This window comes from Haloechinothrix sp. LS1_15 (genome assembly GCF_033042135.1).
In the GTDB taxonomy this organism is placed as follows: Bacteria; Actinomycetota; Actinomycetes; order Mycobacteriales; family Pseudonocardiaceae; genus Haloechinothrix.
Genome location: NZ_WBXM01000002.1, coordinates 286,650 through 305,603, shown reverse-complemented (window position 1 = coordinate 305,603; position 18,954 = coordinate 286,650). Strand labels below are relative to the sequence as shown.

Genomic DNA, 18,954 nt, shown 5'->3' with positions numbered 1-18,954 from the left:
CCGTGCCTGCTCGGCACGGATCCGGATTACTTGACCGCACCCGCCGTCAGCCCGTCGACGATCCGGCGCTGGAACACCACCACCAGCACGACGAGGGGGACGGTGACCACCACGCCGGCGGCCATCTGGCTGCCGAAGGGGATCTCGAACTCGGTCGCCCCGACGAACTTCGAGATCGCCACCGGGGCGGTCTCCATCGACGCGCGGTTGGTCATGGTCAGCGCGATGATGAACTCGTTCCACGCGGTGATGAACGTGATGATCGCGGTGGTGAACACCCCGGGCGCGGCCAGCGGCAAGATCACCTTCCGGAAGGCCTGGCTCCGGGTGCAGCCGTCGATCATCGCCGCCTGTTCGAGCTCGGCGGGGATCTGCCGGAAGAACGCCGTCAGGATCCACACCGCCAGCGGCAACGCGAACGACATGCTGGGCACGATCAGCGCCTGGTAGGTGTTGATCCAGCCCCAGCTGGTGAATAGCTTCAGCAGCGGAACCACGATCGAGACCACCGGGAACATGCAGGTCGCGATAATCGCGGTGAGCACGAGCCGCTTGAACGGAAAGTCCAGCCGCGCCATCGCATACGCCGTGAGCGTGGCGATCACCAGCGCCAGCACGGTGGTGGTTCCCGCCACGATCAGGCTGTTCAGCAGCGACCGCAGGAACCCCTGCGAGGGGTGCAACACCGCCGCGTAGTTCTCCAGCGACACCGGTGTGGGGACCGGCGTCTTGTCGAAGATGTCGGCCGAACGCCGCAGGCTGGAGACCACCATCCAGAAGAACGGGGCGAGACAGAACACCACCACCCCGGTCACCGCGAGCCGCAGCGGCCACCGTCGCTGCTTCCGCCTCCTGTTCGGGACGGGCGCGCTTGTCGGGGCGTGCCGGGGCGTCTCGGGTCGGGCGAGCATCGTCATGGCTCGCTCCCTTCTGCCCGCCGCGGGGCGCGTGCCTTCCTTCGGGCGCGCCTGGTCGGCCTCGGCTCGGCGTCACCGACCACATCGGCGCCGAGCAGCTTGACGAACGCGAAAGCCACCAGGACCACGAACAGGAACAACAGCACCGCGTAGGCTGCGCCGGAACCGAACCGCACGTTGGATGCCTCGTCGTGGGCAAGCATGGACAGCGTCTCGACGGAAGACTTTCTCGGTCCGATAAGGACGTACGGCATGTCGAACACGCGTAGCGCGTCGAGGATGCGGAACAGCAACGCCACCAGCAGGGCGGGCTTCACCAGCGGCAGGGTGATGCTCCAGAAGCGCCGCCAGGCACCAGCCCCGTCGACCTTGGCCGCCTCGTGTGTCTCCCTCGGGATGAGCTGCAACCCGGCGAGCACCAGCAGCCCTACGAACGGCGCGGTCTTCCAGACGTCGGCGACGATCACCGCCACCATGGCCTGGATCCCTTCGGTGGTCCACAGCACGCGGCCAGGCAGCAGCGCGTTGGCGATCCCGTCGGCGTTGAAGATCCACCGCCACAGCAGCGCGACGATCGCGGTGGGGATGGCCCACGGGATGAGGATGCTGGCCCGCACCAGCGCGCGGCCACGCAGCGCCTGATGCATGATCAGCGCCATGCACACCCCGATCACCGCCTCCAGCGCCACGGAGGTGATGGTGAAGAACACCGTGTTGGCGAAGGCGTTCCAGAAGCGCGCGCCCGCGTCGGTCAGGATCGTCGCGTAGTTATCGAGGCCGACGAACGGCTCGGTGTCGCTGACGAACCCGGTGTCGGGGTCCAGCCCTGGTTGGCCGAACAGCGACATCCGGATCGCGTCCAGGGTGGGGAAAGCCACCACGACCGCCAGCACCAGCACAGTGGGAGCGATCAGGAGGGTGCCGAGCCGCATCGACTCCGACCGGCGCTTGCGCGCGGTGCGCCCCGGTTCACCCGGCCCGGACGGTTCGGCCGTCCGGGCCGGGTGAGGCCGCCGTACGGTCGTCTCACTGCCCACCGGTGATCTCCTCGAGCCGCTCCTGCAAGCCGGAAAGGGCCTGCTCCGGGTCGGCGTCACCGGTGATCGCGGCATAGGCGTAGTCCTGGATGGCGGCGGTGGCGTCGCCGTAGCGCACCACCTTCGGCCGCGGCACCGCGCTCTCGATGGATTCCCGCAGCTCCGGCAGGTAGGGGAACTCCTCGACCAGCTCGGGGTCCTCATACAGCTCGGCGTAGGCCGGGGCCAACGTGGCGTCCTCGAGGTTGCGCCGCTGGTTCTCCTTGCTGGTCATGTACTTGACGAAGTCCAGCGCAGTGGCCTTGTTCTCGGCGAACACCGAGACGCCGAGGTTCCAGCCGCCCAGGCTGGACGAGCCGGGGCCGTCTGCGCCGGGCAACGGGGCGACATCGAACGCCCCCGCGACGTCGCTGGAGCCGTCGTCGGCGCTGGCCAGCGCGTACTGGTACGGCCACTGGCGGTGGAACAACAGGTTGCCGTCCTGGAATGCCTGCCGCCCTTCCTCTTCCTGGTAAGTGATCGCGGCTTCGGGGATCAGTCCGGATTCGAACCCTTCGACGAGGAACCGCAAGCCTTCCCTCGCCTCGGCGGTGTCCACCGTGGGGGTGCCGTCCTCACCGGTGACGGCGCCACCCGCGGACTGCACGGCCTCGGCGAAGTTCACCGTCAGCCCTTCGTACTTCTCGAACTGCCCGGCGTAGCAGGAAACGCCGTCGGCTTCGGGAAGTCGCAGCACCTGATCGCACTGCTGCTCGAGCTCGGTCCAGGTCGCCGGTGGCTCGTCGATACCTGCCTCGTCGAGCAGATCGGTGCGGTAGTACAGCAACCCGGCGTCGGTCCAGAACGGGACGGTGTACATCTGGTCCTGGTAGCGGGCGGTCTCGGCCACCGGTTCGAGCATCTCGTCGACCGGGAACTCGTCCTCCGGCAGCGGTTCGAGCCACTGGTTGGCGGCGAACTCGGCGGTCCAGACATTGTCGACGTTGATCACGCCGTAGGTGTCGGCTTGTGTCTGGGCGTTCTGGATGATCTGTTGCCGCTGCGAATCCGGGTCCTCGGGCAGCTCGACGTAGGTGACCTCCTCGTCGGGGTTCTCGGCGTTCCACTCGTCGATGATGTCCTGCATCGTGCCGGTCACGTCCCGGCCTGCCACGTAGTTGATCGGGCCACGGCCCTCGAACTCCCCTGCCTCCGGCTGGCCGTCGCCGTTACCGCCCTCGCCAGCTGGGCCGCAGGCCGCCAGTGTGACCGCCAGCGTCGCTGTCACCGCGCCCGCGGTTCGCCGGAATGTCCTGCTGATCACCGATGTCTCCTTACGTCGGGCGCGCATCCCCGCGGATGCGCGCGGTGGGGCGGGTATCGGGCGCGTGCGGGCGTGGTCGCGTACCCGCGGCCCGTGCGATGCGCGGGGCCGTCAGCCGCCGAGGCGGTCCCCTGTGGTCGGGGAGAACACGTGCACCTCCTCAGGGCGTATCCGCAGGTGCACCCGTTGCCCAGCGGCCGGTACGGCACGGGGATCGAGCCGGGCGATGAGCTCCATCGGCTCGGCCGGGTCGTCGAGGACGGCGTGACAGTAGGCGTCCGAGCCGAGCTCCTCCACCAGGGTCACCTCGGCAGGGAACGCCCCGTCGCCCGAGCCGGTGAGCTCCAGCGCCTCGGGGCGCACGCCCACGGTCACGGTCGTGGCGCCCTCTGCGGCCGCCGCGTGCCTCGCCACCCTGCCGATCGGGACCCGGGCGGCGCCACGCTCGGCGACGTCGCCAGTGAGGCGGAACTGCCCGAGGTTCATCCGGGGTGAGCCGATGAACCCGGCCACGAACACGTTCGCCGGCCGGTCGTACAGCTCCCGCGGCGGGGCGCACTGTTGCAGCACCCCGTCGTCGAGCACCGCAACCCGGTCGCCCATGGTCATCGCCTCCACCTGGTCGTGGGTGACGTAGACCGTGGTGACTGCCAGTCGGCGTTGCAGCGATGCGATCTGCGTCCTAGTCTGCACCCGCAGCTTCGCATCCAGGTTGGACAGCGGCTCGTCCATCAGGAAAACCCGTGGTTGGCGGACGATCGCCCTACCCATCGCGACCCGTTGCCGCTGCCCGCCGGACAGCGCCTTGGGTTTGCGGTCCAGGTAGTCCTCCAGGTCGAGCAGCCTCGCCGCCTCGAGGACGCGGCGGTGACGCTCCTCGGTGGGCACTTTGGCGATCTTGAGCGCGAATCCCATGTTGTCGGCCACCGACATGTGCGGGTAGAGCGCATAATTCTGGAACACCATGGCGATGTCGCGATCCTTAGGTGGCAGGTCCGTGACATCGGTGTCGCCGATGAAGATCGTTCCGGCGTCGACGTCCTCCAACCCGGCGAGCATGCGCAGGCTGGTGGACTTGCCGCAGCCGGAGGGGCCGACGAGGACGAGGAACTCGCCGTCGTCGATATCGAGGTGGAGGCCGTCCACCGCGGGGCGATCCGCACCAGGGTAGGTCCGGGTCACCTTGTCGTAGCTCACGATGGCCATGAACGCGGTCCTTTCACCAGCACCGACACCGCGAAGGCACGCCGGAGCGGCCCGCGCACCCCATCCCCCGGCTGGGTGGATCACCACGGTGTACCTTCGTTGCTAAACCGAATTAGCACAAAGGATGTGCCCTCACTCACACCGGTGTCAACCCCTGGAGTGAGAATCGACTTGACGACCCGCCGGGGATTGGCGAGTGTCGATCCCATCCGGCCAGGCAAAGGAGAGCGCATGGCTACCGCACGCGTCACCCTCGCCGAGGTCGCGCGCACCGCCGGTGTCTCCCGCACGACGGCGTCGTTCGTGCTGTCCGGCCGCACCGACATGCGGATCTCGACAGACGCGCAGCACCGGGTGCTGGACGCCGCCGAACGGCTCGGCTACCGACCCAACATCACGGCACGGAGCCTGCGCACCCAGGTCACCAACACCATCGGGCTGGTCTCCGACACGATCGCCACCACCCAGTACGCCGGTCAAGTCATCCGTGGCGCCATCGAGGCTGCACACGCAGGTGGCCGGTTGTTGTTCGTGGCCGAGACCGCGGGGAACCCGGACGTCGAGAGTCAGCTGATCGACGAGATGTTGGACCGGCAGGTAGACGCGCTGGTGTACGCCGTGATGTACACGCGACAGGCGCGGCTGCCGCCGAACCTCGGCAGCTGCCCCGTGGTGCTGCTCAACTGCATCAACGACAGTTTCGAGGGCCCCGTGGTACTGCCGGACGAACTGGAGGGCGGCCGCGAGGCGGCCCGCGCGCTGGTCGAGGCCGGGCGCACCGAGAGGGTCTACGCGATCGGTGCCCGCCACCGCACACCAGACGCCCCGGACGGCATCTACGCCGGGTGCCTGCGCATGGACGGCGCTGAGGAGGTCCTCGCGGCGGCCGGGGCCGGGATCACCGGGTACGTCGAGTGCGCTTGGGAGCCGGAGTACGGCTACGAGGCGGTGGCGAACCTGCTGGATTCCGGACAGCACCCGGGATCGCTCATCTGCGCCAACGACCGGGTGGCCTTCGGCGCCTACCAGGCGCTACAGGAACGCGGCAGGCGCGTTCCCGGTGACGTGGCCGTGGTGTCGTTCGACGACTCGGCACTGGCCTCCTGGCTACGCCCGCCGCTGAGCTCGGTGGTCCTGCCGCACTACGAGCTCGGCAAGGCGGCGGTGAACCTGCTGCTGGACAACGACCTCGCCCCGCGAACGCACCTGATCCCGATGCGGCTCGACCGCAAGGAATCGGTCTGACCGCACGGCAGCGACACCGCGGGGTGATCGCGGCCGGAGTCCACTGGTGCCGTCGGTGCCGGTCAGTGGTGGTACTCGCCGCCGTTGACGTCGAGGCACTGGCCGGTGATCGCGCGTGCCATCGGCGACAGCAGGAACGTCACCGCGTCGGCGATCTCCCCGGGCTCCGGCAACCTGCGCAGGTCCACGGTACTGGCGGCTTCCTCGTAGATCTCGGCGGGTGACACCCCGCGCTGGCCAGCGAGATAGTCGAAATACCACTCGAGGTTGTCGGCCCAGATGTAGCCAGGGGCGACCGAGTTCACCCGCACGCCGCGCGGGCCGAGCTCGGTGGACAGGCTCTGCGCGAGCGCGAGCAGGCTGGCCTTGGCCATCTTGTACGCGCCGAAGGTGCGCCGCGAGTGCCGCAGCACCGCCGAGTTGATCATCACGACCGACCCGGCGGCGCCGGACAATTCTGGGGCGAACAGCCGGGTGAGCCGCAACGCGGCGACCACATTGGTCTCGAATGACCGGCGCACCTCGTCCAGCTCGACGGTGGCCAGGTCGGTCAGCGGCGGCATCGCGAACGCGTTGTTGACCAGCCCGTCGATCCGACCGAACGCGTCGAGGCTGGCCGCGACCAGGTGCTCGCAAGCGGTGTCATCGGTAATGTCGGTGGGCACGGTGACAGCTCGCCGGCCGGTCGCCGATACCTCTTTGGCCACATCGGACAACCGGGACTCGGTGCGGGCCGCGAGCACGACGTCGGCACCAGCTCGCGCGCACTGCATCGCGATACCGCGCCCGAGGCCCGGTCCGACGCCGGAGATCACCACAACTTTCCCGTTCAGCATCATGCGCGGCTCCTCGGGGCACGGTTCCACTGCCGACCAGCATGCTAGAACTGGTTCTAGCAGGGGTCAATCGAACGGCGTGGTCACGTCGCCGCGGGAGCGGTCCACCGGGTGGTCGTGAAGCGCAGGCTCGGCAGGTCGTCCAGCGAGTGCATGTACTCGTAGATCCGCTCGTATCCGGTGCTCGCGATACGCCACGCCCCGTCGGTGCACCGCCGGTAGGTGTCCTCATAGTACGCCGCACCTCGGATGAGCATGCGGTACTCGGCGGCGATGACGGTATCTTCGAAGCACCACCGGCCGCTGGCCGTATCCCCGTCCACGGTGATTTCCGGGTGTCCGGCGAAGTGCACCGTGGTGATCTCCGGGCCGAGGTTCTCCCGCAGGTAGCCGAGGATCTCGTCGCGGCCGGTCAGCGCGATCGGCTCGCCGACCGCCCTCGTTCCGTAGTTGGCCACGGCGTCGGCGGTGAACACCTCGGCGAGCTCGTCCCAGCGTTTCAGGTCCACGCAGCGCAAGTAGCGGTACTTCAGGCTGCGGATCTCTTCCAGGGTCGTCAGGTCCATGCACCCACCTTCTCGCACCGGCGGGGCGGCGACAAGAACATGTTCTCGATCGCGATGCCACCCTTGGCTACCCTTTCCGGAACGACTCAGCGCGACGGCTGCGCCACGATGCCGCGTTCGATCGCGTTGCTGGCGAACTCGATCAGGCGCCTACGGCTGATGTTGTTCTGCCGGGCCCCGCCGAGCAGCAGGTCGTCCGCGAGGCCGATGAGCGAGTCCCACACCCAGTGCGGCAGCGCGGGATCGTCGACGAGTTGCTGCCCGGATGCCTCCGCCGCCTCGCGCAGCGCATCCGCGAGCGCTCGCAGCGTGTCCTGGTAGGCCGCCGCCGAGGTCACCACGCCCCGGCTGTCCTCGCCACCTGCCAGCGCGCTCGCCTCCCACTGCGAGGCCGAGCGACCTAGCCGCCGCCACAGCTCGGTGACCTGCGGCACGATCTCGCGCAGCACGCCGGAGACACCGGCGTGGCGGTCCGCGCCAGCCAGCGTGGCCTGGAGCTGTTCGAGCCGCCGGGTCGTCAGCGCGACGAACACGTCCTCCTTGCCGCTGAAGTACTGGTACACGGTTCCGGAGCTGACACCCGCGCCCGCGGCGATCGCACGCATGGTCAGGCCCGCGTATCCGGACTGTTCCAGCAGGCGTTCGGCCGAGGCCAGGATGTCGCGCCTGCGTCCCTGCGCGTCACCCCAGGCCGTGGTGGCCCTTCCGGTCGTCCCCTCCATGCCGAACACCCTATCTCAGCTCGCCGAACACTGTTCAGTACAGGTATTGAACATTGTTCAGTTTGCCGCTACGGTTGCGCTCATGAACGGACCGGATGCCGCGCTCGCCCGGCGCCTCGCGAGACGGGCGGGTCGGGTGCTGCTCGGAATCCGGGCCACCACGCGTGACCCCGAACGGCTGGGGGGCCGCGGCGACCGCGCGGCCGCCCGGTTGCTCACCCGCGAGCTGCGCCGCCGCAGGCCGGCCGATGCGCTGCTGTCGGAGGAGGAGCCGGACGGCGATGCCCGCCATACCGCCGAGCGGGTCTGGATCGTCGACCCGCTGGACGGCACGCGCGAGTTCGGTGAGCCGGGGCGCTCCGACTGGGCGGTTCACGTGGCCCTGTGGCAGGCGGGCGAACTGGTTGCGGGTGCGGTGGCGCTGCCCGACCTGCGACGCACCTACACCACGCACGCACCTCCGGTCTATCCCCCGGCGCGTAACGGCGCGGTGCGCATTGCCGTCAGCCGCACCCGACCGCCCGCGCGGGCCCACCGGCTGGCTGCCGCGCTGGGCGCCGAGCTGGTGCCGATGGGCAGCGCGGGTGCCAAGGTGGCGGCCGTCCTGCGCGGCGCGGCCGACGCGTACGTGCACGGCGGTGGCCAGTACGAGTGGGACTCCGCGGCCCCGGTGGCGGTCGCCCGCGCCGCGGGCCTGCACACCTCCCGGCTCGACGGCAGCGCGCTGACCTACAACAACCCCGACCCCACCCTCCCGGACCTGCTGGTCTGCCGCCCTGAGCTGGCTTCGACGCTGCTCGACGAGCTCGCGAGGGCGGCATGAGGCGCGCGCACCTGGATCGGCTGGAGGCCGAGAGCATCGACATCTTCCGCGAGGCGGCCGCCGAGAGCGAGCGTCCGGTGCTGCTCTACTCCATCGGCAAGGACAGCTCGGTGCTGCTGCACCTGGCGCGCAAGGCCTTCTACCCGAGCCTGCCGCCGTTTCCCCTGTTGCATGTGGACACCACTTGGAAGTTCCGGGAGATGATCGTCTTCCGGGACGCCACCGCGCGGAATATGGGCATGGAACTGATCGTTCACCGGAACCCGGAATGCGTCGCGGCGGGTATCAACCCGTTCGACCACGGCTCGGCTACGCACACCGATCTGTGGAAGACGCAGGGGCTGCGGCAGGCGATGGAGGAGCACCGTTTCGATCTCGCCTTCGGCGGCGCGCGCCGGGATGAGGAGGCCTCCCGGGCCAAGGAGCGCGTGTTCTCCTTCCGCAACGCAGGTCACCGGTGGGACGCGCGCCACCAGCGACCGGAACTGTGGCGGCTGTACAACGCGCGCACCGGGCCGGGCGAGAGCATCCGCGTGTTCCCGTTGTCCAACTGGACCGAGCTGGACGTGTGGTACTACATCGAGCGCGAGCGGATCCCGATCGTGCCGCTGTACTTCGCCGCCGAGCGCCCGGTGGTGGAGCGGGACGGGGTGCTGATCATGGTCGACGACGACCGGATGCCGCTGGACGCCGGAGAGGAACCCCAGCTACGCACCGTCCGGTTCCGCACGCTCGGCTGCTACCCGCTGACCGGGGCGGTATGCAGCGACGCCACCACCGTGCCCGAGATCATCGCGGAGATGCGCGCCACCACCACCTCCGAGCGGCACGGCCGCGTGATCGATCACGACCGGGCCGGCTCGATGGAGCGCAAGAAGCAGGAAGGGTACTTCTGATGACGGCATCCACACCGGCGGCCGCGCGCACACGACGGCAGCACCACACCGACGAGCTCCGGTTCCTCACCTGCGGCAGCGTCGACGACGGCAAGAGCACCCTGATCGGCAGGTTGCTGTACGAATCGAAGCTGCTGCCCAGCGACCACCTCGCCGCGCTGGAGGCCGATTCCCGGCGGGCGGGCACCCGCGGCGGCGAGCTGGATTTCGCACTGCTGGTGGACGGGCTGGCGGCCGAGCGCGAGCAGGGCATCACCATCGACGTGGCCTACCGGTTCTTCGCCACCGAACGCAGGCGGTTCGTCGTCGCCGACACGCCGGGGCACGAGCAGTACACCCGCAACATGGTGACCGGCGCGTCGAACGCCGAGGCCGCCGTCGTGCTGCTCGATGCCCGCACTGGTGTGCTGACGCAGACCCGCAGGCACGCCCGGCTGCTCGCGTTGCTCGGTATCCGGCATGTTGCGCTCGCGGTGAACAAACTGGACCTGGTCGGCTACTCCCGATCGGTGTTCGAAAAGATCAGCGGCCAGTTCCGGGAGTTCGCAGCGGGCATCGGGCTCGACGACGTCACCTGCATCCCGACCTCGGCCGTGCACGGCGACAACGTGACCGCGCGCAGCGACGCGACACCCTGGTACGGCGGTCCGACCCTGCTCGGCTGGCTGGAGTCGGTGGAGCCTGCCGCCGCTTCCGGCGGGCCTGCGCGGTTCCTTGTGCAGTGGGTGAACCGCCCGGAACCCGGGTTCCGGGGATACTCCGGGCAGGTGGTGCGCGGACGCCTGCGACGGGGCGACCGCGTCCGCGTCGCCCCTGGCAACATCGAGGCCACTGTGGGCCGAATAGTCACCATGGACGGTGATCTGGACGAGGCCACCCGCGGCATGGCGACGACCGTGATGCTGGACGATGACGTCGACGTCAGCCGGGGTGATGTGCTGGCGGCGGCCGGGGATCCGGTGGATACCGCGACCGCCTTCCAGGCACACCTGGTATGGCTGGACGAGCGCGAGATGCTGCCCGGCAGGCAGTACCTGGCCAAGCTGGGGGCGAGCACCGTCGGGCTCACCGTGGAGACGCCGAAGTACCGCGTCGACGTCGATTCCGGCAACCACCTCCCGGCACGGACGCTGCGACGCGACGAGATCGCGGTGGCGAACGTGCACCTAGACACCGAGGTGGCCTACGAGCCGTACCGGACCGCGAGCGAGCTCGGCTCGTTCATCGTGCTGGACCGGCTCGGCAACGCCACGGCGGGCGCCGGGATGATCGATTTCGCGCTGCGGCGGTCGGCGACCGTGCGCTGGCAGTCAGTCACGGTGGACAAGAACGCTCGCAGCGCCCGCAACGGACACCGCCCGTGTGTGGTGTGGTTCACCGGCCTGTCCGGCGCTGGCAAGTCCACGATCGCCGATCTGGTGGAGAAGGCGCTGCACGCGCAGGGCAGGCACACGTTCCTGCTGGACGGGGACAACGTGCGGCACGGGTTGAACAAGGATCTCGGTTTCACCGACGCCGACCGGGTGGAGAACATCCGCCGGATCGGCGAGGTGGCCGCGCTGATGGTGGATGCCGGATTGATCGTGCTGGCCTCGTTCATCTCGCCGTTCCGCCAGGAGCGGGCGCTCGCACGGGGGCTCGTCGAACCGGGCGAGTTCTGCGAGGTGCACGTGGATGCGCCACTGGAGCACGTCGAACGCCGCGACCCGAAGGGACTCTACGCCAGGGCACGTCGCGGGGAACTGGCCAACTTCACCGGGATCGACTCGCCGTACGAACCGCCGGAACGGCCCGAGATCCGCTTGGACACCACCGCGCTCACGGCCGAGCAAGCTGCCGAGGAGGTGCTGGCGCGGCTGCGGGAGACGGGGGTGCTCCGGGGGTCGTGAACGGTGCCCGGGTTCCGCTACCGTAATGAAGTAGAACATGTTACACCTATGGAAGGAGCGTCGTGACCGATCCCGTGCAGGCCTGGTCCGAGTTCTGCCGGGCGCTGGAGAGGGCCGGGGAGGTGCTGCACTCCGAATCCGCCCCGCGCACCCCGCTGGACCGAGCGGAGGGGGTTCGCTACCTGACCAGGCTGACCCGCGAGATGCTGTACTCCTGCGTGGACAACGCCGACCCCGACTTCCCCCGGCTGCACCAGCTCGACCTGGTGAAGATCGGCGCGGACAACCCGGACAACGTGTACCTGTCGGCGAACATCCGCGGTGACCGCGACTACCGGATCACCGGCACGCGCGGCACGATCGCGTATTTCTCCATCGGCTCCAAGGCCAACCGCTACGCCACCGACGGCACCATGGCTTCCACCGGCGAGTTGAGCGACGCCGACCTGGTTCCCGAGCCGGACGGCACCATCGAGATCATCGCCAGCCAGGCACGGCAGGGGCGGAACTGGCTGCCCCTGGCGCCCGACTCGACGGGCCTGGTGGTGCGCCAGACCTACCTGGACCGGGCACACGAGACGCCCGGCCACTGGGACATCGAACGGATCGGTGGGCCCGACCAGCCGGGCGAACTCACCCCGGAATTTATCGCCAAAGCGTTGCAGCGAACCGCGCTCGCGGTGCACGGCACCGCGGGCACGTTCGCGGGCTGGACCGAGATGTTCATGGCCCGCCCCAACGAGCTGGTCGACTTCGGCCAGGACATGTTCCAGCGCGCGGGCGGCGACCCGGAGATCTGCTACCTGCACGGTTACTGGGCGCTGGAACCCGGTCAGGCGTGGCTGATCGAGACCGAGGTACCCGACTGCCGCTACTGGAACTTCCAGCTGGACAACTGGTGGATGGAGTCACTCGACAACAGCAGGCGGATCACGGTCAACAAGCACACCGCCCGCCTCGACGGCGACGGCACACTGCGCATCGTCGTCGCCGAATCCGACCCCGGCGTGGGCAACTGGATCGACACCTGCGGGCACAGCAGCGGGACGGCGCTGCTGCGTTGGCTCAGCGCGGACACCCACCCCGTCCCCACGTGCCGGATCGTGACCCTCGACTCGCTGACTGTTTGAGGAGGCACCATGACGTCGACGACCACCGCCCTGCGGGTGGATGACCTACTCACCGCAGCCCGCGACAAGGTCGGGCTGACCGAGTTCGGCGATGACTGGTTCCTCGAACCGCTCGGCGTGCTGATCAGCGCTCTCAACGACGAGGCGCGGCTGTCCGAGCCGGGGCTGGAGATGACACGGCGCAGGCTCGTGGCGTTGCTCGGAGACCGGCTGCGCATGCGCGCCCTGCAACGCCAGCACCCGGAGATCCTCGACGTCGAACCGGCCGTGGCCGCCGAGATCTGCGGCCTGCCACGCACCGGATCCACGCTGCTACAGCGCCTGCTGGCGTCGTCGCCGAAGCTGACCTCCACGCTGTCCTGGGAGACCTCGTATCCGATCCCGTTTCCCGGGGAGGGGCCGGACGCTCCCGAACGCAAGCGACGCGCGCAGGACCGCATGCGGATGTTCCTGGAGTACTCCCCCGACTTCGGCGACATCCACACCATCGAGTGGGACGGCCCGGAGGAGGACGTGATCCTCATGGACCGGACGTTCACGTCGATGAGCTTCGAGTCGTTCTACCACGTCCCCAGCTACGGCGACTGGCTGCGCGCGGCTGACCAAAGCAAGGCCTACGCCGAGCTTCGCCAGTGGCTACAGATCCTGCAATGGCAGCAACCCGAGCGGGACGGCAAGCGGTGGGCGCTGAAGTCGCCGCACCACCTCACCGCCACCGGAACCCTGCTGGACACCTTCGACGGCTGCACCATCGTCATGACCCACCGCTCCCCTGCGCGTGCGGTGCCGTCGTACGCGTCGATGGTGCACAACCTCTTCGCGCAGTACAGCGACGCCACCGACCCGCACACGATCGGTCCCTACTGGAGGGACCGCTTCGCCAGTGCGTTGCGGAACTTCGCCACCGTACGGGAGCAGCGCCCGGAGCGGTTCGTGGACGTGCCGTACCAGGCGATGCTGCGGGAGCCGGTGAACCAAGCCCTGCGCGTACTCGACGAGCTCGGCCTCGTTCCCGATGAGGCCGACAAAGCGGCGTTCGAGGAATACATGGAACGCGATCGGCAGCAACGCCACGCCGCGCACTCCTACACCGCCGAGGACTACGGGCTCACCGAGCAGGAACTGGAACGGGACTTCGCGTTCTACACGGCGGAGTACTTGTAGGGTCGAGGGCGGCGTACGGTGGGCGGGCACATTCGGCGGGGCAGTTCCGCTCCCCATGTGTGGTAGACCAGCTCTGCCCATGTGACCGGTAACTGAGGCGTGTCCAGCATCGCCAACTTCAGCCGAATGAGCGCAAAGCTCGCTGCTGTCAGCGTTCTATACGCCAAGAAGCACGTCAGCGCCCGTACCTATACCTAACAAGACGCCTCGGTCACTTCCATGCAGTACATTTACCAGCACAACGGGAGCGCCTGATACATACCAGCTTCCCCGAGTCGCTGTCCCTGCTTTTCACGAAACTCTCGAGTATGCCGACGGCCCTCATCACGGCGTCCTGCTGTGACTCACCCACTCACCGTCCTTCGCGACGACGGACGATCACCATAGCTATCACGACTGCTAACGTGCTCACCAGTCCAAAGCCAGCCCACATGACGGTCAGGAAGGATGCCTGGGTCGTCATCGTGACCGTTGTCCCCTCAAGATCACAGGATACAGAACCCAGCGTCGACCACCGTACGTCGCCGGACCGCTCGCATGCACTCCTTGCATCCAGGATCCCCGCAACACCGAGCCCAACGAGCAGCGTAAACAGCACACCAGCCAGCAAGCTGAGCACTGCGAACAGTCGTCTCGCATCCCGCGCAGCGTTCACCGGTCCCATACCGCCCATCGTCGAGCGCTACGCCGAGCGCCGTCGAGCGGTCCCGCCACAACCGCGTACACAGTCAAGATCCTCGACGTTCCCGAGATCCTCGAGACCCATCAACGGCCGAGTGGCCGTCTAAAGTAATCGTCGTCATCCTCATCATCGACAGCTTGTTTCTCACGTTCCTCGCGTTCCCGCTCAACCTTATCAGTCAGACGCTGCTGCACAGTAGGCGCATTCTCCAATTCGCTCGCGAATGAAGCGAGGTCGAAGTCGAGAAAGTCGGCTGCTTTTCTCGCCGCTTCGTATGCGGCGCTAATCTCAGTAGCGATCCACGATTCCGCTCCTTCATAGAGCGTATCTGGCTCGATATGAATCCGCTTCAGTCGACCCATGAGATCAACCTCAACCGTGACTGCACGACTACCGGACTTTCCTGCAAAGTTACTGAAAAGAGCACGCTCCGGATCTCGCTTTATCTTCTCGATCTTGGCCTTACCAGCTTCGATTGCCTCATTTACATCCCGATTCGGCGAAGTCACAGTATACCTTGCCTTTCTCAAGTTCTCGAGTTACTGATCAGAGCCAGAAGGTCGGAGTATCACGGCTCGCGGCCCTCCGCAGAGGTCATCGTCTCGCGCGCTGCCTGGCCTGCACTCTCCAAAGCGTCGACCTTGGTCCTCTCCGTTTCATAGATACCCCACGCGATCGAAGCAGCAGATATCAGGAGTCCAATAATCGCCACGACAAGACCTACAATCGCACCGACACCTGTAAAGCTCGTTACTGCCGCCACGACGACACCGATAGCGGCAATAACAAAACCAACTATCGTGAGAATATCAGCCACAGAGTGACCGAAGTTCTCGTCCCACGCATCAGCGATATTGACTAGGGCGTTACCAACATCCACTGCGGGATCGCGCATTTCATTAATCGCGCCCTTAGTTCTGTCAACTCGGTTCGTGTACGCATTATTTGCATCTCCGGTCCAGGATGCCGCCTGGTTCATAGCCTTATTCAGATCTATGATACATTCGTCGAATGAACTGCCGACCAAATTGCCTCCGTCTGATCCCCCAGTTCCCCAAACATCCTTCCCAACCTCACGCAGGCGATCGGTGTCAACGTCACGAACAAGCCGGAGGGTATTCTCCAGCGACGGCAGCGATTCGCCTTCTCCGGCGATGAATGCGTCTATTTCCCGCGCATCAGCGAGCAAGGATTCGTCTATCATGTCCCTAAGACTCACAATGAACCTCCGAAGATCGACTCGGCCCCGCTGGAGCACTAACTAATATCGTGGTCTTCCAGCCACTCAGTGATTTGATCCTCAGTAATTTCGTAGTCCTCACCCGCCTGCGCGACACCGTCAGCCAGATTCGTTATCGTCACATGTGTCCTGACAATGAAGTCGTGCATCGCATCGACAGCGGCAGGATAATTCTGATCGACGAACTCGGTCAACGCAAGAACCGTCTCTTCGACAGTTTCATCGACGTTCTCGTATGGGCTAACGCCACTCTGGGTCGTCAGAAATCCTTCGAGTGACGCCTCTTCAGCAAAATTCTTCATACCCAACGAGTCACTCGCGTCATCCAACGTACTCTTGAGCGCGCGCAACTCATCTGCATCGACCCCATGCCCACCCTCGGACATCGTTTCCTCCCTTTATGAACTGGCATATTGCCACAGCACCGGTCAACCATCCAGTCTCGAATAATTATATCCAGCGAGCACGCCGACCACTCACGAGACAAGAAGCGGCTGTAACTATCGACAAGTATGCACGACCCCCATTCCTTTGCGAGAACCGTCTTTCTCGACTCTCGTAGGCTTACCAATGAAACAAAGTGACCACTCACACCACCCATTGATGCTACCATGATACACATAGTGTCAACATAATGCATCCGCGATAAGTTTGGTCATTCGGCGATTCACCATGACGTGCACAGGGGCCACATAAGGCACACACACGCTACAGTCGGACACGCTTCACTTCCACGCGCGTGTCGACCGCTCTATACGACCTGCTGTTCCGTGCTCGCGGTATGCCAGTTACCGACATGGGATCTAGCCGGGCTAGTTCACGCATCCTCGCATCGAGACTCTTCGGGGCTGTCGTCGAACCCACACACATGGTTCGGCGCCGCGAGTCGTAGCACACGAGCTCGGTGCTTCGCCCTGCCCCGTGATCATCCCGCGCCGGGGGTGACCAGGCCGGTCTCGTAGGCGAGGATCACGGCCTGCACCCGGTCACGCAGGTCGAGTTTGGCCAGGATCCGCTTCACGTGGGTCTTGACGGTCGATTCCTCGACCACGAGGGCGGCCGCGATCTCGATGTTGGACAGGCCGCGGCCCACCAGCTGCAACACGTCGCGTTCGCGGGCGGTCAGCTCGCTCAACCGCTCGGACCGCGCCGGATCGGGCGGTGCGCCACCGAGCATGCGGTCGATGACGGTGCGGGTGACCGAAGGGGACAGCAGCGCCTCGCCAGCGGCGACGGTGTGGATCGCGCTGATAAGTTCCTCCGGCTGTGTGCGTTTGAGCAGGAAGCCGGACGCGCCTGCCGACAGCGACCCGACCACGTAGCTGTCGTCCTCGAAGGTGGTGAGCACCAGGATCCGGGTCGCAGGCGCGGCGGCGACGATCTCCCTGGTGGCGGCGATCCCGTCCAGATGGGGCATGCGGACGTCCATCAGCACCACGTCCGGGCACAGCAGGCGGGTCTGGTCGACCGCTTGCCTGCCGTCCTCGGCTTCGCCCGCCACGGTGACGGTCTCGTCGGTGGAGAGCACCGCCCGGATCCCGGCCCGCATCAGGTCGTCGTCGTCAGCGATCAGTACCGTCAGCGACGTCGTGTCGCTCATCGCGCAACCGCCTCGGTTCGGGGGAGCCGGGCGTGCACCCGGAAGGTCCCGTGATCGCCGTCCACGTCCAGCGTGCCTGCCAGCAGGGAGACCCGCTCCCGCATTCCCACGATCCCGTGACCGGACCCGGGTACGACGTCGTCGGCGCGGTACGGGTTGGTGACGGTGAGCTCCACCGCGTCGTCAGCGAACCGTAGCGTCACCTCGGCGCTGCCGTCGCCGTGCCGGGCGGCGTTGGTCAGGGCCTCTTGCAGCAGCCGGTAGGTGGCCCAGGCGAGGCTGTCCGGGAGCGACGTCCGCGATCCGCGGACGTCGGCGGTGATCCGCAGGCCGCTGGCGCGGTGGCGTTCCACCAGGTCCTCGATCTCGCCGGGCCCGGCCCGCGGCGGATCGGCTGCTTCCCCGGTGCGCAGCACCCGGACCAGACGGTCGATCTCGCCGATGGTGGCTCGGGCGACCTGCTCGATGGTGCTGATCGCGCCACGGGAGCCCTCCGGGTCGCGTTCCTGGAGCAGCCGGGCGGCACCTGCCTGCATCAGGACCACGTTGAGCGCGTGCCCTGCCGAGTCGTGCAGCTCGCGCGCGATCCGGGTACGTTCCTCGGCGACCGCGATCCGCCGTTCCCGCTCGACGTCGTTCTCGGCGCGGCGCGCTCGCTCCTCGAGCTCGGTGATGTGGGCCCGCCGCAGCTGCGCCCGGTCGCCCGCGATCCACGCCCCGGCGAAGAGCAAGGCTATCCACAGCAGCTCGGGCACCAGGATCGCCCGCACGTCAGCGCCGGTGGCCAGGTAGGCAACGGCGGTGGCGGGAACGAAACCGGCCGCCGCCGCTGCGGCGGCGAGCCGCCGGACGGGTGGCGCGCCGCCGTGGTTCACCGCGAGCGCGTACACGCCGAGGAGCGGCCCGATGGGCACGTCGACAGGGTAGTTCAGGCCGAACAGCAGCAGGGTGGCCGCGGTCATCACCCCGTAGGCGGCCAGCGGAAAGCGCCTGCGCAGCACCAGCGGCAGCGTGGCGAGCAGCACCAACCCGACGCTGGTCGCGTCCGCGGCTCGGGCGCCGGGCGACGGGGTTCCGAGGCCACCGCCGAACAGGATGGCCAGCGTCAGCCCGCACGCCACCAGCGCCAGCGCAGTGTCGATCACGAGGTCTCTCCGGGTCACAACCCTGAGCCTAATCGGGGCAGCGGGCGCGCGAATCACGTTCCGGAGGGATCCCGCGTCCCCCCACCGGGGTAGACAAAGATCCTCCCGCGGAGCGTCGCCCCGGGTACTGCCGCGTTCCTACCGTCGATACGTGCACAGCGCCGGGCTGGCAGCACCGGCGAACAGGACGAGCCCGACCATAGCCCGCGGGCGCAGAGCAGGGAGCAGACCCTCATGACCTCGAACGCGCACCAGAACAGCACGGCGCACAACAACACCGCCGGGCGACTATCACTGATCTTCGGGATCCTGGGGATCCCGTTGTTCCTCTTCATCTACTTCGGAATCCCGCTGGGTGTCGCGGCGATCGTGCTCGGGGCGACCGGTATCGGGCGGGCCAACCGGGGTGAGGCAGGCAATCGCGGCCAGGCCACCGCGGGCCTGGTGTGCGGCATGATCGCGCTGGCGGCGACGCTGGGGCACATCGCCTACCGGATCGTCGAGGGGCTGCTGTGAGCCGCCGGTACTCGCGGCGCCGGGCGCTCCGGCTGGG

Annotated in this window: 19 protein-coding genes; 7 read left to right on the top strand and 12 right to left on the bottom strand. The window is 67.3% G+C overall.

What is annotated here, in order from left to right; genetic code table 11:
- Positions 1 to 26: 26 nt before the first annotated feature.
- The 4 genes from F8178_RS04220 to F8178_RS04205 form a co-directional block, all read right to left on the bottom strand.
- Entirely contained in the window at positions 27 to 917 is an 891-nt protein-coding gene (locus F8178_RS04220; RefSeq protein WP_317493294.1) for a carbohydrate ABC transporter permease, read from the bottom strand.
- The gene (locus F8178_RS04215) at positions 914 to 1,954 is read right to left on the bottom strand and encodes a sugar ABC transporter permease (protein WP_317493293.1); all 1,041 of its coding nucleotides are present in this window, start codon (positions 1,952 to 1,954) and stop codon (positions 914 to 916) included. Before F8178_RS04215 ends, F8178_RS04220 begins: the two co-directional genes overlap by 4 nt.
- Complete coding sequence (locus F8178_RS04210) at positions 1,944 to 3,257, bottom strand: ABC transporter substrate-binding protein (protein WP_317493292.1); 1,314 nt, start codon at positions 3,255 to 3,257, stop codon at positions 1,944 to 1,946. The genes F8178_RS04215 and F8178_RS04210 overlap by 11 nt, the downstream gene beginning before the upstream one ends.
- 111 nt (positions 3,258 to 3,368) lie before the next feature.
- Complete coding sequence (locus F8178_RS04205; RefSeq protein WP_317493291.1) at positions 3,369 to 4,463, bottom strand: sn-glycerol-3-phosphate ABC transporter ATP-binding protein UgpC; 1,095 nt, start codon at positions 4,461 to 4,463, stop codon at positions 3,369 to 3,371.
- Positions 4,464 to 4,694: 231 nt separating this feature from the next.
- Between F8178_RS04205 and F8178_RS04200 the strand changes: the two genes are divergently transcribed.
- Positions 4,695 to 5,708, top strand: a complete 1,014-nt coding sequence (locus F8178_RS04200; protein WP_317493290.1) for a LacI family DNA-binding transcriptional regulator — start codon at positions 4,695 to 4,697, stop codon at positions 5,706 to 5,708.
- Between the two features lie 62 nt (positions 5,709 to 5,770).
- Here F8178_RS04200 and F8178_RS04195 read toward each other — a convergent pair whose 3' ends face one another.
- The 3 genes from F8178_RS04195 to F8178_RS04185 all read right to left on the bottom strand — a co-directional run bounded on the left by F8178_RS04195 (position 5,771) and on the right by F8178_RS04185 (position 7,832).
- Entirely contained in the window at positions 5,771 to 6,547 is a 777-nt protein-coding gene (locus F8178_RS04195; protein WP_317493289.1) for an SDR family oxidoreductase, read from the bottom strand.
- Positions 6,548 to 6,627: 80 nt separating this feature from the next.
- Positions 6,628 to 7,110: a nuclear transport factor 2 family protein gene (locus tag F8178_RS04190; RefSeq protein ID WP_317493288.1), complete on the bottom strand. Its 483-nt coding sequence runs from the start codon at positions 7,108 to 7,110 to the stop codon at positions 6,628 to 6,630.
- 86 nt (positions 7,111 to 7,196) lie between these two features.
- Positions 7,197 to 7,832: a TetR/AcrR family transcriptional regulator gene (locus F8178_RS04185; protein WP_317493287.1), complete on the bottom strand. Its 636-nt coding sequence runs from the start codon at positions 7,830 to 7,832 to the stop codon at positions 7,197 to 7,199.
- Between the two features lie 82 nt (positions 7,833 to 7,914).
- Between F8178_RS04185 and F8178_RS04180 the strand changes: the two genes are divergently transcribed.
- The 5 genes from F8178_RS04180 (at position 7,915) to F8178_RS04160 (ending at position 13,734) form a co-directional block, all read left to right on the top strand.
- On the top strand, positions 7,915 to 8,655 hold the full coding sequence (locus F8178_RS04180) for an inositol monophosphatase family protein (RefSeq protein ID WP_317493286.1): 741 nt from the start codon (positions 7,915 to 7,917) through the stop codon (positions 8,653 to 8,655).
- Positions 8,652 to 9,551, top strand: a complete 900-nt coding sequence (gene cysD, locus F8178_RS04175; protein WP_317493285.1) for a sulfate adenylyltransferase subunit CysD — start codon at positions 8,652 to 8,654, stop codon at positions 9,549 to 9,551. The genes F8178_RS04180 and cysD overlap by 4 nt, the downstream gene beginning before the upstream one ends.
- Positions 9,551 to 11,440, top strand: coding sequence for an adenylyl-sulfate kinase (gene cysC / locus F8178_RS04170; protein ID WP_317493284.1), 1,890 nt, complete (start codon positions 9,551 to 9,553; stop codon positions 11,438 to 11,440). The genes cysD and cysC overlap by 1 nt, the downstream gene beginning before the upstream one ends.
- A 62-nt stretch (positions 11,441 to 11,502) precedes the next feature.
- Complete coding sequence (locus tag F8178_RS04165; protein WP_317493283.1) at positions 11,503 to 12,570, top strand: DUF1214 domain-containing protein; 1,068 nt, start codon at positions 11,503 to 11,505, stop codon at positions 12,568 to 12,570.
- A gap of 9 nt (positions 12,571 to 12,579) precedes the next feature.
- A complete protein-coding gene (locus F8178_RS04160) occupies positions 12,580 to 13,734 on the top strand; it encodes a sulfotransferase (RefSeq protein WP_317493282.1) in 1,155 nt (384 codons plus the stop codon).
- Between the two features lie 765 nt (positions 13,735 to 14,499).
- Here F8178_RS04160 and F8178_RS04155 read toward each other — a convergent pair.
- The 5 genes from F8178_RS04155 to F8178_RS04135 form a co-directional block, all read right to left on the bottom strand.
- On the bottom strand, positions 14,500 to 14,925 hold the full coding sequence (locus F8178_RS04155) for a YbaB/EbfC family nucleoid-associated protein (protein ID WP_317493281.1): 426 nt from the start codon (positions 14,923 to 14,925) through the stop codon (positions 14,500 to 14,502).
- Between the two features lie 59 nt (positions 14,926 to 14,984).
- On the bottom strand, positions 14,985 to 15,620 hold the full coding sequence (locus tag F8178_RS04150) for a hypothetical protein (protein ID WP_317493280.1): 636 nt from the start codon (positions 15,618 to 15,620) through the stop codon (positions 14,985 to 14,987).
- Positions 15,621 to 15,673: 53 nt separating this feature from the next.
- Complete coding sequence (locus F8178_RS04145; RefSeq protein WP_317493279.1) at positions 15,674 to 16,042, bottom strand: hypothetical protein; 369 nt, start codon at positions 16,040 to 16,042, stop codon at positions 15,674 to 15,676.
- 539 nt (positions 16,043 to 16,581) lie between these two features.
- Positions 16,582 to 17,256 (bottom strand): response regulator transcription factor, encoded by a 675-nt coding sequence (locus F8178_RS04140; RefSeq protein ID WP_317493278.1) that lies wholly within the window; start codon positions 17,254 to 17,256, stop codon positions 16,582 to 16,584.
- Entirely contained in the window at positions 17,253 to 18,419 is a 1,167-nt protein-coding gene (locus F8178_RS04135; protein ID WP_317493277.1) for a histidine kinase, read from the bottom strand. Before F8178_RS04135 ends, F8178_RS04140 begins: the two co-directional genes overlap by 4 nt.
- A gap of 216 nt (positions 18,420 to 18,635) precedes the next feature.
- Here F8178_RS04135 and F8178_RS04130 point away from each other — a divergent pair, with 216 nt between their 5' ends.
- Positions 18,636 to 18,917 (top strand): DUF4190 domain-containing protein, encoded by a 282-nt coding sequence (locus F8178_RS04130; RefSeq protein WP_317493276.1) that lies wholly within the window; start codon positions 18,636 to 18,638, stop codon positions 18,915 to 18,917.
- Positions 18,918 to 18,954: the final 37 nt, after the last annotated feature.